The following is a 17,332-nucleotide window of genomic DNA, read 5'->3' as shown; positions in this document are numbered from 1 at the left end:
TTTGAAATAGTCTGGCGTTATTTATAAGCTAGCGGTTCAGAGTACAAGTGTACGCTAGAAAGCTGACCACTTAGGTGACTAAATTCGCGTAAAATAGAATGCAATTGAGTATTAAGCTAAGGGAATTACCCATGAGAAGAGCTGTAATTACAGGTATCGGTGTTGTATCAAGTATCGGTAACAATAAAGAAGAAGTACTAGAATCGTTAAAAGCAGGTAAGAGCGGTATCGCTTTTAACCAAGAATTTGCCGATTATAAGTTGCGCAGTAACGTATCGGGCAAAATTGATATTGACGTTAAAGAACATGTTGACCGTAAAGCAATGCGCTTTATGGGCGATGCTGCTGCTTACTCTTATATTTCGATGACGCAAGCAATTGAAGATTCAGGTTTATCTGACGAGCAAGTATCGAACGAACGCACGGGTATTATTGTTGGCTCTGGCGGCGGCTCGTCTAAATGGCAAGTAGAAGCGGCTGATATTTTACGCGAAAAAGGCGTAAAACGTGTAGGGCCTTATATGGTGCCACGCACTATGGCAAGTACGACATCTGCTTGTTTAGCAACACCATTTAAAATTAAAGGTGTTAACTATTCGATTAGTTCTGCATGTGCTACTTCTGCGCATTGTATTGGTAATGCAGTAGAGCAAATTCAGCTTGGTAAGCAAGACGTGGTATTTGCTGGTGGCGGTGAAGAGTTGCATTGGACACTGGCAATGGAATTTGACGCTATGGGCGCACTTTCTACTAAGTACAATGAAACACCCGAAAAAGCATCTCGCACATATGATGCAAATCGCGATGGTTTTGTTATCTCTGGCGGCGGCGGTATTGTTGTTGTTGAAGAACTAGAACATGCACTTGCACGTGGCGCGCACATTTACGCTGAAATTGTTGGCTACGGTGCAACATCAGATGGCTATGACATGGTGGCTCCATCAGGTGAAGGTGCTGCACGTTGTATGCGCCAAGCTATGCAAGATGTAGACAGTATTGATTACTTAAATACGCACGGCACATCTACTCCTGTTGGTGATGTTAAAGAGCTAGGTGCAATTCAAGAAGTGTTTGGTGGTAAGTCGCCAATGATCAGTGCAACAAAAGCAATGACGGGGCACGCCCTTGGTGCTGCTGGTGTTCATGAAGCCATCTTTTCTTTATTGATGTTAGAGCACAGCTTTGTTGCGCCTTCCATTAATATTGATGAGTTAGACGAGCAAGCAGCGGGGTTAGATATTATTACTGAACGTCGTGACGTTGAGCTAAATACTGTAATGTCTAATAGCTTTGGCTTTGGTGGCACAAACGCTACTTTAGTAATGAGCAAATATAAAGGTTGATTAGTTTTTACTAAATACCTTGAAGCCGAGCATTGCTCGGCTTTTTAGTTTGTGTAACGCCTAGGTTGTTCGTTACAATGGAGGCCACAAAAGCTAAACGGATGCAGTAATGAAAATTCTTGCCGATCAAAATATGCCTTTAGTTGAGCAGTACTTTGCAGACTTTGGTGAGGTTGAGCGTTTTGATGGTCGTAAATTGACCCCTGAACAGCTCGTAGATGTAGATGTATTACTTACTCGTTCAGTGACTCGTGTTAATCATGAACTATTAGCACAGGCAAATAAATTAAGCTTTGTGGGCACTGCTACAATTGGTATTGACCATATTGATACGCAATTACTGAATAATAAAAATATTGCTTTTAGCAGTGCGCCTGGTTGTAATGCTGTTGCTGTAGCAGAGTATGTCATTAGCAGTTTATTTGCTCTAAGCCAAGAGAATGCGCGCCCATTAAGCGGTCAAACTATTGGTATAGTAGGTGTAGGTAATATCGGCGACTGTTTAGCGCAAAAATTAAAAGCATTAAATGTAGACGTAATTTTGTGCGATCCAATCAAGTACGAGCAAGGTCTATTAGAAAACCACGTAACGCTTGATGAGCTATTAGCGCAATCAGATATTGTAACTTTTCATGTTCCGCTAGTTAAAAGTGGCGAACATAAAACACTGCATATGATGAATAAAGCCCGCTTAAAAGCACTTAAACCAGGGCTTACGCTAATTAATGCAAGCCGAGGCGATGTAATTGATAATCAAGCATTACTTGAGATAATGCAAGCTGGGGCTGATCTAGATTTAGTGCTTGATGTGTGGGAAAAAGAACCCAATATTTTAACTGAATTACTAGAGCATGTTCGTTATGCCAGTGTGCATATTGCAGGGCATACGCTGGAAGGAAAAGCACGAGGTACACAAATGCTGTATCAAAAATTGTGTGAACTCAAAAGCGTAGAGGCAAGTAAATCGCTTGATGACTTTTTACCCTTGCCAGTTATTACAAGCGCAACGATTACGCAACATTTTAATGAGCAAGACATTGCCCGTTTAGTGCACTTAATTTATGACGTTCGTCGTGATGATGGAATCTTACTTCGTCATTTAGAAAATGATGGTTTTGATAGTTTACGCAAAAACTATCCGGTAAGACGAGAGTTTAGTACTTTATCGCTACAAGGTGAGAGCCCACAACTTGCTGCACTTAGCCAACTTGGTTTTACCATAGCTAAATAATTATTAACTAACGGTGTTATTTTAATATCGTTTATAGAGGAAGAAATATGTCGCAAAAATATAACGTTGCCGTACTTGGCGCTACTGGTTTAGTAGGCCGTCAAATCATTGAAACGCTAGCGGATCGTAAGTTTCCAGTTGATCAGCTTTTTTTACTTGCTAGCAGCCGCAGCGCGGGTGAAGACATAAAGTTTCGTGGTGAGACCATTGAAGTACTTGACGTTGAAGGCTTTGATTTTAGCCAAGCGCATATAGGTTTGTTTTCTGCAGGTGGCAGTGTATCTGAAAAGTATGCACCGATTGCTGCTGATGCGGGGTGTATTGTAATAGATAATACATCGCACTTTAGAAATGATTTTGAAATCCCATTAGTAGTGCCAGAGGTTAACGCTTCAAGCCTAGCTGATTTTAGAAATCGCAATATTATTGCGAACCCTAACTGCTCAACGATTCAAATGATGTTAGCACTAAAACCAATCTATGATGCATACGGAATTGACCGCATTAATGTATCTACTTACCAAGCTGTATCAGGCGCAGGTAAAGAAGCGGTTGACGAACTTGCAAAGCAAACAGCAAATTTAATGAATGCACGCCCTATGGATAATAAAGTATTTCCAAAGCAAATAGCATTTAACGTGATACCTCAAATTGATAGCTTTGAAGAGAACGGCTATACACGTGAAGAAATGAAAATGGTGAACGAAACTCATAAAATTTTGGGTGACACAACTATTGCCATTAATCCTACGTGCGTACGTGTTCCTGTATTTTTTGGACATTCTGAATCAATTAATATTGAAACACGCATGCCTTACGACTTTGAGCACGTTAAGCAGTTATTAAAAGATGCGCCAGGTGTTGAGCTAATCGATGATGAAGGTGATTACCCAACAGCTGTTTCTGACGCTAGTGGTAACGATACTGTTTATATAGGCCGATTACGCGCTGATATTTCTCATCCTCATGGGTTGAACATGTGGGTTGTAAGTGACAACACGCGTAAAGGCGCTGCAACTAACAGTGTACAGATCGCTGAAGAACTTACTGCCAATTACTTATAATTTTTGAGTAAGCAAATTAAGCGGTAAACCACAGTTGTTTGCCGCTTTTAACACATCAAACCCGCCACTTTTTTGCCACTTGTGCTGTTAAACATATAAAGCTACTGATAAACCTCAATAAATTTATACTACAATGATGTTTTTAGACATTTATTTTCAATGTGTTGCGATGGATATTACGCCTCAACTGGTTTATAGTTTGTAATTGGAATAGAGCTTGCAGCAAAAATAGATTGTAATAACAAATATGAGTCAGTTATTTGGCTGATAGCAGCAAGAATAATCAATGTTTATGCGCCAACTTTTTTGGTACAACGTTAACATTTAAACATTAAAGGATCAGCATGCGCGGTTTAGCTACACTTATTTTATTAGCGTCTGCATTGATAGTAACGCCTATTTACTCTCAAGACAGTACCCAGTTGAAGGGGCCTAAAGGCGTTGACTATGGTGCGCAAGAGCGATCTATTGGGCCAATTAAACCAACGGATACTCTTTGGCGTATAGCAGCTAAAGTTCGTCCTGATAACTCTGTCAGTATCTATCAAGTGATGCAGGCTCTGTATAACAAAAACCCCAACTCATTCTTAGAACAAAACCTAAACCACATGCAAAGTGGTGCTTACCTAAAAATCCCCACATTAGCTGAAATTAGAAATGTAAACACACAACTAGCTAAGCAGCGCTCTGAGCAAGACGATGCGTTATGGGAGAAAAAGAAAAATGGTACGCTTACGCAAACAGAAATTAACTCAGCACAAACTAAGGTAACTCAAGCCCGAAAAGTTGATGTAGATGATGCAAAAAAAGAATTACAAAAAGAAATAAAAGAGATTAAGACAGAGCAGGCAACTAAATTAGTTGAACTACAACAACAGTTTAAAAGTTCTGTAAGTAATGTAGAAGAAATTCTCGTTGAAAATAATAATCTAAAAAAACAGCTAACGGGCATCTCTAAAGAACTTGAAAGTGTTCGCCTACAGTTAGGACAAGACAGTGAGATTCAATTACAACTCAAAGAATTAATAGCTAAACAAAATGAAGTACTGGCTCAGCAGAAATTAAACGAAGTTGTGCCAGAAACCGAAGCTGACACTGGAACATTATTATCTAACCCGCTTGTACTTGGTTTATTAATGTTTATTCCAGGCCTACTCGTTATTTTTGCTGTGGTTATGTTTTTGCGAAAAAGAGCCAATAACGAGGCCGATACAGAATCAGATGATGACTTTTTACCACAATCACCAAGCTATAGCAGTAATGATAACTTAGACACTGATACAGATAATGAGTCGGAAGTGCCTGATCCACTCGATGATTTAAGTGTTCAGCTAGATGATAGCTTAGAGAATGAGCTTTTATCTGATGAAGATACCGTATTTGATGATTCATTAGATGATAATTTAGATGATTTTACAGATCAGGATAGCCTACTTGATCAAGGTGACCTTGAAAGTTTATTAAGTGATGACATTGTTTTTGATGATGAAAATACAGGGGATGATGAACTTGATATTTTCATGCAACAAGGTTTTGACAGCCCATCGGATGACAGCTTAGAAGAAGACATTGATTTAGATTTAGCTCCACAACCATCTAATAATGACGATATTTTAAGTAGTGATGAGCTAGATAGCTTATTTGACGAGGATGTAAGCTCATCTGAATTTGATGCACAGCCAAGTGGGATAGAAGACGATGATAGTTTAGATTCTCATGATGAAATAGCAGCATTTAGTGAAGAGCTTGCCGGTGATGATGACTTTGATATTGATGATTTATTAGAACAGACAAATGTGGGCTCTGAAGCTGCAACTGATTCGGTTGTGAAAGAAAATGACGACTTTGATTTAGACGATATCGATAGCTTAATTGATGAAGCGACGGATGAGAATGACGTTGATGATGCATCAACCAGTTCAGCCGATACGCTAATCGAAGAAAATGACGACTTTGATATAGACGATATCGACAGCTTAATTGATGAAGCGACGGATGGGAATGACGTTGATGATGCATCAACCAGTTCAGCCGATACGTTAGTAGAAGAAAATGACGACTTTGATATAGACGATATCGATAGTTTAATTGATGAAGCGACGGATGAAAATGACGTCGATGATGCATCAACCAGTACAGCTGATACGCTAGTAGAAGAAAACGACGATTTTGATATAGACGATATCGACAGTTTAATTGATGAAGCGACGGATGAAAATGACGTTGATGATACATCAACCAGTACAGCTGATACGCTAGTAGAAGAAAACGACGATTTTGATATAGACGATATCGATAGTTTAATAGAGCCGCCGATTGAGGAAGTTGCGCTTGTTGAAGAAACAGAGCCTGCAGAAGAAGCCGCGCTTGTTGAAGAGCCAGAGCTTGCAGAAGAAGCCGCGCTTGTTGAAGAGCCAGAGCTTGCAGAAGAAGTCGCGCTTGTTGATGAGCCAGAGCCTGAAGAAGAAGCCACGCTTATTGAAGAAACAGAGCCTGCAGAAGAAATCGCGCTTGTTGAAGAGCCAGAGTCTGCAGAAGAAGCCGCGCTTGTTGAAGAGCCAGAGTCTGCAGAAGAAGCCGCGCTTGTTGAAGAGCCAGAACCTGCAGAAGAAGTCGCGCTTGTTGAAGAGCCAGAACTTGCAGAAGAGCCAGAGCCTGAAGAAGAGGCTGCACTTGTTGAAAAGCCTGAGCCTGAAGAAGCCACGCTTATTGAAGAACCAGAGCCTGCAGAAGAAGCTGCACTTGCCGAAGAGCCAGAGCCTGAAGAAGAGGCCGCACTTGCTGAAGAGCTAGAGCTTGCAGAAGAAACAGCGCTTATTGAAGAGCCAGAGCTTGCAGAAGAAGCCGCGCTTGTTGAAGAGCCAGAGCCTGAAGAAGAAGCCGCGCTTGTTGAAGAGCCAGAGCCTGAAGAAGAAACCGCGCTTCTTGAAGAGCCTGAGCTTACAGAAGAAACCGCGCTTGTTGAAGAGCCTGAGCCTGAAGAAAAAACTGCACTTGTTAAAGAACTTGAGCCAGTAGAAGAACAAGATGATTTTTCGGACACCTCTGAAACATTGCTCGATCCTGAAGATGCACTAGAAGAGTATAACGATAGTGAATTAAAGAGTGTTGATGAACTTTTAAATGAGTTGCAACAAGTTGAAGACGAAAGCTATGTTGAAACCCCAGAGTGGTCAACAGAAGATCTAGATGATGAAATAGAAGAAGTGGAGGTTGATTTAGGAGATGACCCATTAGCCGATGAGGCTGAGCCAGAGCCTTCACTTGAAGATGAAATTTTAGATACTAGTAACAGCGAAGAGCTTGTTGAATCCTCGGAACAGGAGCTTGATGATACTCCACTTTTAGAAGCAGATAACCAGCTTCCTTCACATTCTGATGAATTAGAAAGCGATAACTTAGAAGATGATGTAAAAGATATATCGCCAAGTCAGACAGAACAAGATCTAGCTAGCGCACTCTCAGCAGGAAGTGACTTAGATAATTTAGATGACGATTTTGATGATGAACTTCTAATTGATAACGACTTTGCTGAACTTGATAATGAATTAGAGGGTGCTGAAGAAACTCAACCTCTAGATCTTGATGACTCGCAAGAAACAGCGCCAGATGATCAAACATCCGCCACCGCTGAGCCGCTCCAAGAAGATGATTTAGATGATGATTTGCTAATCGATGATGAATTGGCTGAGCAGGGTAGTGAATTAGAAAATGAGTTAGGCGATGACGATGAGTTAGCAAATACACCGCCTACCACATTAGATGAAGAGTTACCTGAAAATGTAGACGCCGATACAAAAGATGTATCGGTAAGTCAAACAGAGCAAGATTTGGCCAATGCGCTTGCTGAAGGAAGTGATTTAGATAGCTTAGAAGATGATTTTGACGACGAACTGTTAATTGATAATGATCTTCCTGAATTAGACGCTGAGTTTGCAAGCGACAGGGTGCCAGAAAATACGATAGCGGCTCAAACAGAGCAAGAATTTGAAATAGATGATACTGACAATGATGAGTTATTAGCAAGTTCAGATGAAAATTCGGTGGACGATGAACTTGATAATGAATTAGAAGGTGCTGAAGAAATTCAACCTCTAGATCTTGATGACTCGAAAGAAACAGCGCCAGATGATCAAATATCCGCCACCGCTGAACCGCTCCAAGAAGATGATTTAGATGATGATTTGCTAATCGATGATGAATTGGCTGAGCAGGGTAGTGAATTAGAAAATGAGTTAGGCGATGACGATGAGTTAGCAAATACACCGCCGACGGCATTAAATGAAGAGATTACTGACTTACCTGAAAATGTAGACGCCGATACAAAAGATGTATCGGTAAGTCAAACAGAGCAAGACTTAGCCAATGCGCTTGCTGCAGAAAGTAGTTTAGATAGCTTAGAAGATGATTTTGACGACGAACTGTTACTCGATAACGATCTTCCTGAACTAGACGCTGAGTTTACAAGCGACAGGGTGCCAGAAAATACGATAGCGGCTCAAACAGAGCAAGAATTTGAAATAGATGATGCTGACAATGATGAGTTATTAGCAAGTTCAGATGAGAATTCGGTGGATGACGAACTTGATAATGAATTAGAAGAAGCTGAAGAAACTCAACCTCTAGATCTTGATGACTCGCAAGAAACAGCGCTAGATGAGCAAACATCCGCCACCGCTGAACCGTTGCAAGAAGACGATTTAGATGATGATTTGCTAATCGATGATGAATTGGCTGAGCAGGGTAGTGAATTAGAAAATGAGTTAGGCGATGACGATGAGTTAGTAAATGCACCGCCTACTTCATTAGATGAAGAGTTACCTGAAAATGTAGACGCCGATACAAAAGGTGTATCGGTAAGTCAAACAGAGCAAGACTTGGCCAATGCGCTTGCTGCAGAAAGTAGTTTAGATAGCTTAGAAGATGATTTTGACGACGAACTGTTACTTGATAATGACTTTACAGATCTTGATGCGGAATTAGAAAATTCAGATATCGCTGAACCAACTGATTTAGAGTACTTAGATGAAGATTTATCTGATGAATTAGTTAATGAACAAACTAACGTAGATCGCGAAGCTGAAATAACTCAAGCGAAACAACTCGGCAGTAGTGATATTGCTTCTGATGATGAACTTGATGACGAGTTTATGGCTGAGTTGACTAATACTGATTTTGATTCATTGCTTAATGAATTAGCAGAGCCTGAAGAATTAAGTATTGATGATAGCAGTGAGTTTGATGTTGATTTTGATAGCTTGCTCAAAGAAGATCTAGGGGTTGATGAACCATTAATTATTGAAGAGCCTCAAGTTGAAAGTAGTGATGTTGAGCAACTAGGTAGCGATGAATTTGTAGATATTGATTCATTGTTAGAGGAAAGTGATGATGCCGAACTTGAACACGAACCTTATAATGACGTTAATATGGATGTGGGGTTAGGTGAGTTTGATGCGTTACTGGCTGGTGAAAATCCGACTGACGTAGATGCTGAAAGTGGTGGTTACTCAGCTAAACTAGATTTGGCACGCGCCTATATCGAAATCGATGACTCTGACTCTGCGCTAAAAGTAATTGAAGATGTTATTAACAAAGGCCCTGAAGAAGTTCAAGAAGAAGCGCTTAGCTTAAAAGCCAAATTGAAATAAAAGAACAATAAATACGTTTAAACCCATAATTAGCTTAGCTAATTATGGGTTTTTTTATAGGTATTGATTGGGTTTCAGCACAATTATACCAACCGGCATAAATATTTGAACAATTTAACGAATTAAACAAGCCCCATACATAAGCAGGCTGGTATTACTTTTATTGCATCGTTAGATAGCATAAAATGCCTCGTTCATTAGCACAGTAGGGTAAAACGGTAATTATGCGAGTAGCACTTGGGGTTGAATACAATGGCGTACGCTACAGTGGTTGGCAACGCCAATCACATGTAAATAGTGTACAACAAGAAGTAGAAAAAGCGTTGTCGCGTATTTGCAATCACCCTGTTGAAGTAATATGTGCGGGGCGCACCGATGCAGGCGTACATGGTACAGGCCAAGTAATACATTTTGACACTGAGGCCGACCGTGACATGGTGGCATTTACTTTAGGCATGAATACGTTAATGCCTAAAGATATTGCAATTCGTTTTGCGCAGCCAGTGGCGGAAGATTTTCATGCTCGCTTTAGCGCCACGGCTCGTCGTTATCGTTATATTATTTACAACTCGCCTCTGCGTGGAGCTGTATTAAATGAGGGCGTTACACACTTTCATCATCACTTAGATGAAGTGAAAATGCAGCAGGCATGCCAGTATCTAGTTGGTAAGCACGATTTTACTTCTTTTAGGGCTATTCATTGCCAAGCAAATACGCCTACTCGAACAATTCATCACTTATCGGTGCAACGTATTGGAAACTATGTTGTTATTGATATCAAAGCGAATGCATTTTTACATCATATGGTCCGTAATATAACGGGTAGTCTTATGGACATTGGTTTACATAAACAGCAACCTATTTGGTTAAAAGAGTTACTTGATTGTAAAGAGCGTGCAAAGGCCAGCGCGACAGCTAAAGCCGCTGGTTTATATTTGGTTGACGTTGATTACCCTGAGCAATTTAAAGTTCCTAAGATGCCATTAGGACCATTGTTTTTACCTGATATTGGTATTTAATTTTGGGTATTACTAGTACTTTTTATGCGCATTTCTAACTACTAAGACCAGTTTTTTATACCGTGTTAATGAAATTCATGTTTTAATTGAAAAAATTCGTCTACTAATCGCTATTGGTAGACTCGCGACACAGAACAGTATTAAGAGAGTTGCAAATGAGTTGGCTAGAAAAAATCTTACCTAAAACGACAAAGTCATCAGGTCGTAAAGAAATCCCAGAAGGTGTATGGGCGAAGTGTACGTCGTGTGATTCAATTTTATATAAAGCTGAATTAGAAAAATCATTAAACGTATGTCCTAAATGCGATCATCATATGCGTGTTAGTGGCCGTAAGCGCCTAGAGCACTTTTTAGATGAAGGCGATCGTCAAGAGCTTGGTACACAACATGAGCCAAAAGACATTCTTAAATTTAAAGATTCTAAAAAGTACTCTGATCGCATCAGCTCAGCCCAAAAAGCAAGTGGTGAAAAAGATGCACTTGTAGCTATTAAGGGCCGATTAAAAGGCATTCCGGTTGCAGCTGTCGCATTTGAGTTCTCATTTATGGGTGGCTCAATGGCTTCGGTTGTTGGCGCTCGTTTTGTTGATGCTGTTGATCAATGTTTAGAACATAATATGCCGCTTATTTGTTTTTCTGCATCAGGTGGTGCACGTATGCAAGAGGCGCTTATGTCGCTTATGCAAATGGCTAAAACAAGTGCTGCACTTGCAAAAATGACTGAAAAAGGTCTACCGTTTATTTCAGTAATGACCGATCCGACCATGGGTGGTGTATCTGCATCACTTGCTATGCTGGGTGATATTAACGTTGCTGAACCTAAAGCGTTAATTGGTTTTGCGGGTCCTCGTGTTATTGAACAAACTGTTCGTGAAACACTACCAGAGGGCTTTCAACGTAGTGAATTTTTGCTTGAGCACGGTGCAATTGACATGATTATTGACCGTCGTGAAATGCGTGATACCCTTGCCCGCATACTAGCTAAATTTATGAACTTGCCTTCTACGGAACAAGAGCATAGAGTAGCGTAAATTTCAGCTTTACTGATTACACGCTATGACAAAAACAATTCCTAGCCAATCATCAAGCCTTGATGATTGGCTTTTTTATTTAGAAAGTGTTCACCCTGCAAACATTGCAATGGGCTTAGAACGTGTTGCTAATGTTGCCAACAACATTGGCCTTTTAAACACCTCAAGTAAAATTATTCTTATTGCGGGTACGAATGGTAAGGGCACCACAGCACGTTGCTTAGAGTCGCTATTGCTAGCGCAAGGCTTTAGCGTGGGCACTTATGCATCTCCTCATCTAATTCGTTATAACGAGCGTGTACGAGTTAACGGTGAGGAGTTAGCTGACCAGTTTCATATTGATGCTTTTCATCAGTTAGAGCAAGGTCGTAAAGACACACCACTTACTTATTTTGAATATAGCACGTTGGGTGCGTTGGCTATTTTTAAAGGCTGTCGCGTTGATTATGTATTATTAGAAGTGGGTTTAGGGGGGCGTTTTGATGCTACAAACATTGTAACCCCCTATGCAAGTGTAATTACTACCATCGACTTAGACCATAAAGAATACTTAGGTGATACGCGTGAATTAGTTGCTTACGATAAAGCCGGTATTTTTCGAGAGCATACCCCTGCTATTATCGGTGACTTAAATATTCCTCACACGATGACTGATTACGGTAAAGAAATTAATGCTGAGATGACGTTATCGGGCACAGACTTTATGTTTAAAGAGAGTGCTGATAGTTTTAATTGGCAGTACAAACAGCATAACCTTGAACTGAATAAACCAGCAATCCCTTGTCAGAATGCGGCTACGGCGTTAACTGTTTTAAGTGTTTTAAATTTATTGCCAAGTGAGCAGGTAATAAGAGATTGCTTGGCAAATTTAGTGGTAGAAGGGCGATTTCAGCAGCTAAGCGCTGAGCCTTTAGTATTTACTGATGTTGCACACAATCCAGAATCTGCACGTTATCTGGCTAATAAGTTATTAAAGTTTAAAGATAAAGGCTTTAAAATTCATGCTTTAGCCGCTATGCTTGCGGATAAAGATAAAGCAGGTGTGCTTAAAGAAGTAAGCCATTTAGTAGATGAGTGGTCACTAGCAAGCTTAAGTGGTCCGCGAGGCGATACTGCCAGTAATTTACAAAATGCATTACAAAGTGTACCTCATAATAATACTATTCATAGCTATAATAGCGTGGCAAAAGCACTTGCTATAATTTTACCAAAGCAAAAAATCGACACTGTTTTGATTGTTTTTGGTTCATTTTTTACAGTGGCTGACGCTATTAATTATTTTAAAAAATAGAGGGAATGTCGGTGAACTCAAGTTTTATTAATCGCTTAGTCGGGACAAGTATTGTCGTGATCGCAGCAATCGTGTTTATTCCCAATATACTCGACGGCGAAAAAGTTCATTATAAAGAAGCTTTTAAAGCTATTCCTAATAACCCTGAGTTAAAAACAATCGATCTTCAAAATTCAATAGATGAAAGCATGGCGGATGCCGAGCCACTTAAACAAAATGAAATTGAAGACATAAAAGCCGACGATGAAGCTCTTGAGCAGCAAACTCAATTGACAGAAAGCGATTATGCTTCTCAGCCTAAGGTTATTGAAGCCATAATAGAGCCTAAAGCCCAAGCAAATGCAGAACCAATTAGGGCTCGAAAAAGTGACGAAAACCTCACAAGTATGGCTTATGTTGTGCAATTGGGCAGTTTTTCTCATGCAGCCAATGTAAAAGCACTACAAGCTAAGCTTAAAGAAAAAGGCTTTAAAACGTTCACTAAACCAGTTAAAACACCAAATGGTACATTAACGAAAGTGTTTGTAGGGCCGTCACTTGATAAAAATGAGTTACAAAAACAATTACCTGAACTTAAAGTGCTGACAAAGTTAAATGGTAAAGTAACTCGCTACGAAGTAACAAAATAATTATTTAAATAGCCTTGTTTAGCAAGGCTATTTAAATTTAATTCATTATATTTTTACTGTAATTAACAATATTTATTTTGACATTATATGTTAAATTTTTGTATTCAATTACCGTCAGTTATCTCCCGTTTAAACTTGCATATTGGCAATGTTTGGGTATAGAATGCGCCCTAAATTAGCGACTAATTGGTTCTTATGATCTGGGTTGATTACGCCATTCTTGGCATTATTGCACTGTCTACCATCATCGGTTTAATACGCGGCTTTGTTAAAGAAGCAATGTCATTAGCTGTATGGGCTGGCGCCTTTATCATCTCTAGTTTATTTTACCAATATTTAGCTTCCTTCCTAACAACCATTTCTGAACCCCTTTTAAGAAATGCGGCGGCCATAGCCATATTATTCTTTGCGACGCTACTGTTAGGCGGTTTACTAAACTACATTTTAGGTGAGCTTGTACAGCGTACCGGTTTATCGGGTACCGACCGTGTCTTTGGCATAGTGTTTGGTGCTCTTCGAGGCGTGTTGGTCGTGAGCGCGTTACTCTTCTTTCTTGATGCTTTTACTGGTGCACCTAATACGCATTGGTGGGGCAATTCTATTTTGATTCCAGAATTTGGCTTTGTAGTTGAATGGTTCTTTTCGTACCTAGAAAACAACTCAAGCTTTTTAAATTCAGTAAACCGTTAATCGGCGAGGATAAATTACATGTGTGGTATCGTTGGAATAGTCGGAACATCCCCTGTTAATCAGGCGATTTATGATGGCTTAACTGTTTTGCAGCACCGTGGCCAAGACGCTGCGGGTATTATTACCATTGAGAACAACACGTTTAGCTTACGCAAAGCAAATGGTCTTGTGAAGGATGCTTTTCACACCCGTCATATGAAACGACTACAAGGTACAATTGGTTTAGGCCATGTGCGTTATCCTACGGCAGGCTCTTCTAGTTCATCTGAAGCACAGCCTTTTTATGTGAACTCTCCATTTGGTATAGCACTTGCCCATAATGGTAACCTTACTAATGCAGAGGCTTTAAAAGAGCAGCTATTTTCAGAAGCACGTCGTCATGTAAATACGACATCTGATTCAGAAATTTTACTTAATGTACTTGCTCATGAATTAAGTAAGTCAGATAAGCTAAAGTTAGACCCTGAAGATATTTTTACAGCGGTGAGTGAAGTTAATAACAAAGTCAGTGGTGGTTATGCAACTATTGCGATGATCATTGGCCATGGTATTGTTGCTTTTCGCGACCCTAATGGCATTCGTCCACTTGTATTTGGTAAGCGTGAAACGCAACAAGGCACCGAATATATGTTTGCCTCAGAGAGTGTCGCACTAAAACCAGATGGTTTTGAGTTTATTCGCGATGTTGCGCCTGGTGAAGCTATTTACGTCACTGAGACTGGTGAATTTCATTCATTAAGCTGTGCTGATAAAGCATCTTACTCACCATGTATTTTTGAATTTGTTTACTTTGCACGACCTGACTCAACTATCGACCGCATGTCGGTTTACGCAACACGCGTAAATATGGGCACAAAATTAGGCGAAAAAATTGCACGGGAATGGGCTGATAAAGACATTGATGTAGTTATTCCAATTCCAGAAACGTCATGTGATGTAGCATTAGAAATCGCACGAGTGCTTGATTTACCATACCGCCAAGGCTTTGTTAAAAACCGTTATATTGGTCGTACGTTTATTATGCCAGGCCAAGAGATGCGAAAAAAATCAGTACGTCAAAAGCTAAATGCAATTGACCGTGAATTTAAAGGCAAAAATGTGCTATTGGTTGATGACTCAATTGTTCGTGGTACAACATCAGCACAAATAGTTGAAATGGCCCGAGAGTCAGGTGCTAAAAACGTTTACTTTGCATCTGCTGCACCGGAAATACGTTTCCCTAACGTATATGGCATTGATATGCCTTCAGCAGCTGAGCTGATTGCTCACGGGCGTGAAGTAGAAGATATTAACGTAAGCATCGGCTCTGATGGTTTAATCTTTCAATCGCTACCCGATTTAATTGCAGCGGTTAGCCAAGAAAATCCTGAAATTACTAAGTTTGAAACATCAGTGTTTGATGGGCAATATATTACTGGCGATATTGATCAAGACTATCTAAATCGTATTGATAAACTACGTAACGATTCAGCTAAAAGCACCCGCGAAAGTGCAATGTCTTCAGGGTTAGAAATTCATAACCAAGACGAAAACGAAGCTGATTAATAATTAATAAATATTATACCAATTGCATTAAATAAGTGACCTATTATAGCGCTAAAGAAATAGCACAATAACAAGGCAAAAATTGTGACATATAGTTGTTCTATATGAATGATTTTTAACGCAGTTAGTGAGTTATTTAATACGATAGAATGATCATGTTTTTAATTAAATTGGTATTATTACATATAAAAAAAGGAGCTAATTAGCTCCTTTTTTGCGAAGGAAAGAAAGGGAACATTTCTATCAAACACGACTCTTTATTAGGTAAACTTTATTAAGTAAACATAGGGCTAACAATCCCATTTGTCCAAAGCATCGCTGTTACAGCTAAAATAATAACAAGTAATATTAATCCACACGTTACCACTGAGCTGGCATAAATAAAGCCACGCTCTTCAGGGATGTGCATTAGTATTGGCACGCCTGTGTATAATAAATAAACAGAATAAGCTAATGCCACAATACCGATACATACGACAAACCAAAGCACAGGCCAAAATGCTGAAAGTGCAGACATAAACACAGGTGTTGCAGTATAAGCAGCTAGTTCTAGCGTTTGTGTAAACGTTGGTTTAGCACCGAAAGTAACCGCCATCCAATGGGCTAAATAAGCAAGGGCGAATACGCCAATTATCAGTGCAACATACATCGCACTTGCTATTAATATTGCGCTATCATGTGTTAGAAATACAGGGTTGCCAGTGCCTATGCTCCAGCCTAAATAAACAGATGAGTAGTAGCCCATTATTGAAGGAAATAAAGCGATTAACAAAATGTGCGATAAACTATAGGTCAAACTTTCGTGGCGGTTATCAATTGTTTGCCATTCTTCGAGTGGGTGAGCATAAATGCCCCAGAGGTGATTTAGTATCATAGTGTGTACTCCATACAGGGAACGTATTATTGTTTTGGTTGGTTTATTTTTATACAGTCTATGTACAGTTATGGTTCACTTATTTTGCAAAGTCAAGTTAACTCGTTATTAACAATTTAATGTGCAAACATGTTTTGTTATTTTTAGCCATTTTTCTGTTAAAATAGTGGCCTATCAACCTATTTAAGTAACGAGTAGCCAACGTGCCCCATAGCCAACTTTTAGAGCCTATTAATGAATTTTTATTGTGTAACACGCCTGACGAGTGGGTTGAGCAAGCAATAAAAAAAGAAAACTTATCAATAATCTTAATTGATCATTTAATATGCGAATTAAAAGCCGCTCAAAGCGCTATGTTTTTAATACGTAAATACGCGGTAGATAAAGAGGGGAGCGACGCATTGCTAGAGTGGCTAAAGCCATTTGAAACGCTTATTTATAAACGAGAAGGGAATTGGCGCGATTTAGCGGCTAAAAATAAGCTAACTAAATCAATAATTCCTAAATCGAGTTCACCATACGGGCAAGGTCTAATCGATAAAATGGTTCTATTGATAAAAGAAGAGCTGCATCATTTTTATCAAGTGCTCGAAATTATGGATGAATACGGTATTGAGTATCGAAGTATTACACCGTGTCGTTACGCAAAAGGCATGCTCCGCCATGTTAAAACGTTTGAGCCTGATGCGTTGGTTGATAAGCTAATAGTAGGCGCTTACATTGAAGCGCGTTCGTGTGAGCGTTTTGCAAAGCTTGCGCCGCACGTTGATAAGCGTTTAGGTGATTTTTATATTTCGTTACTTCGCTCTGAAGCGCGTCATTACCAAGATTATTTAACGTTGGCGCAAGAAATAGCTGATTTTGATATTACCGAACGCGTAAACTTCTTTGGTGAAAAAGAAAAAGAGCTAATTTCTACACCCGACACTGATTTTAAGTTTCACAGCGGTGTGCCAATAGCGTAAAG

General features: G+C 39.7%; 12 protein-coding genes. 11 read left to right on the top strand and 1 reads right to left on the bottom strand.

Translation table 11 applies throughout. The annotated features are described in order from the left end of the window. Positions 1–131 precede the first annotated feature (131 nt). From fabB to purF, 10 genes are all read left to right on the top strand, one after another. On the top strand, positions 132–1,343 hold the full coding sequence (fabB, locus tag PALI_RS11665; protein WP_193155961.1) for a beta-ketoacyl-ACP synthase I: 1,212 nt from the start codon (positions 132–134) through the stop codon (positions 1,341–1,343). Positions 1,344–1,452: 109 nt separating this feature from the next. Continuing rightward, positions 1,453–2,574: a 4-phosphoerythronate dehydrogenase gene (locus tag PALI_RS11660; protein ID WP_193155960.1), complete on the top strand. Its 1,122-nt coding sequence runs from the start codon at positions 1,453–1,455 to the stop codon at positions 2,572–2,574. Positions 2,575–2,621: 47 nt separating this feature from the next. Further along, a complete protein-coding gene (locus PALI_RS11655; RefSeq protein ID WP_193155959.1) occupies positions 2,622–3,638 on the top strand; it encodes an aspartate-semialdehyde dehydrogenase in 1,017 nt (338 codons plus the stop codon). Between the two features lie 344 nt (positions 3,639–3,982). Beyond that, positions 3,983–9,286: a FimV/HubP family polar landmark protein gene (locus tag PALI_RS11650; protein ID WP_193155958.1), complete on the top strand. Its 5,304-nt coding sequence runs from the start codon at positions 3,983–3,985 to the stop codon at positions 9,284–9,286. 224 nt (positions 9,287–9,510) lie between these two features. Beyond that, a complete protein-coding gene (gene truA, locus PALI_RS11645) occupies positions 9,511–10,305 on the top strand; it encodes a tRNA pseudouridine(38-40) synthase TruA (RefSeq protein WP_077538968.1) in 795 nt (264 codons plus the stop codon). Between the two features lie 155 nt (positions 10,306–10,460). Then, a complete protein-coding gene (accD, locus tag PALI_RS11640) occupies positions 10,461–11,336 on the top strand; it encodes an acetyl-CoA carboxylase, carboxyltransferase subunit beta (RefSeq protein WP_193155957.1) in 876 nt (291 codons plus the stop codon). Between the two features lie 25 nt (positions 11,337–11,361). Continuing rightward, positions 11,362–12,627, top strand: coding sequence for a bifunctional tetrahydrofolate synthase/dihydrofolate synthase (folC, locus tag PALI_RS11635; protein ID WP_193155956.1), 1,266 nt, complete (start codon positions 11,362–11,364; stop codon positions 12,625–12,627). A gap of 11 nt (positions 12,628–12,638) precedes the next feature. Further along, positions 12,639–13,256 (top strand): SPOR domain-containing protein, encoded by a 618-nt coding sequence (locus PALI_RS11630; RefSeq protein ID WP_182700792.1) that lies wholly within the window; start codon positions 12,639–12,641, stop codon positions 13,254–13,256. 195 nt (positions 13,257–13,451) lie between these two features. Then, a complete protein-coding gene (locus PALI_RS11625; protein WP_077537386.1) occupies positions 13,452–13,946 on the top strand; it encodes a CvpA family protein in 495 nt (164 codons plus the stop codon). Between the two features lie 18 nt (positions 13,947–13,964). Beyond that, on the top strand, positions 13,965–15,491 hold the full coding sequence (purF, locus tag PALI_RS11620; protein ID WP_077537387.1) for an amidophosphoribosyltransferase: 1,527 nt from the start codon (positions 13,965–13,967) through the stop codon (positions 15,489–15,491). Between the two features lie 274 nt (positions 15,492–15,765). Here the strand turns inward: purF and PALI_RS11615 are convergent, their stop codons facing one another. Next, on the bottom strand, positions 15,766–16,365 hold the full coding sequence (locus PALI_RS11615; protein WP_077537388.1) for a Yip1 family protein: 600 nt from the start codon (positions 16,363–16,365) through the stop codon (positions 15,766–15,768). A 203-nt stretch (positions 16,366–16,568) separates the two neighbouring features. Between PALI_RS11615 and miaE the strand changes: the two genes are divergently transcribed. Next, on the top strand, positions 16,569–17,330 hold the full coding sequence (gene miaE / locus PALI_RS11610) for a tRNA isopentenyl-2-thiomethyl-A-37 hydroxylase MiaE (RefSeq protein ID WP_193155955.1): 762 nt from the start codon (positions 16,569–16,571) through the stop codon (positions 17,328–17,330). The last annotated feature ends 2 nt before the right edge of the window (positions 17,331–17,332 follow it).

It is taken from the genome of Pseudoalteromonas aliena SW19 (assembly GCF_014905615.1).
Taxonomy (GTDB): domain Bacteria; phylum Pseudomonadota; class Gammaproteobacteria; order Enterobacterales; family Alteromonadaceae; genus Pseudoalteromonas; species Pseudoalteromonas aliena.
This window is presented reverse-complemented; position numbering and strand designations above follow the sequence as displayed.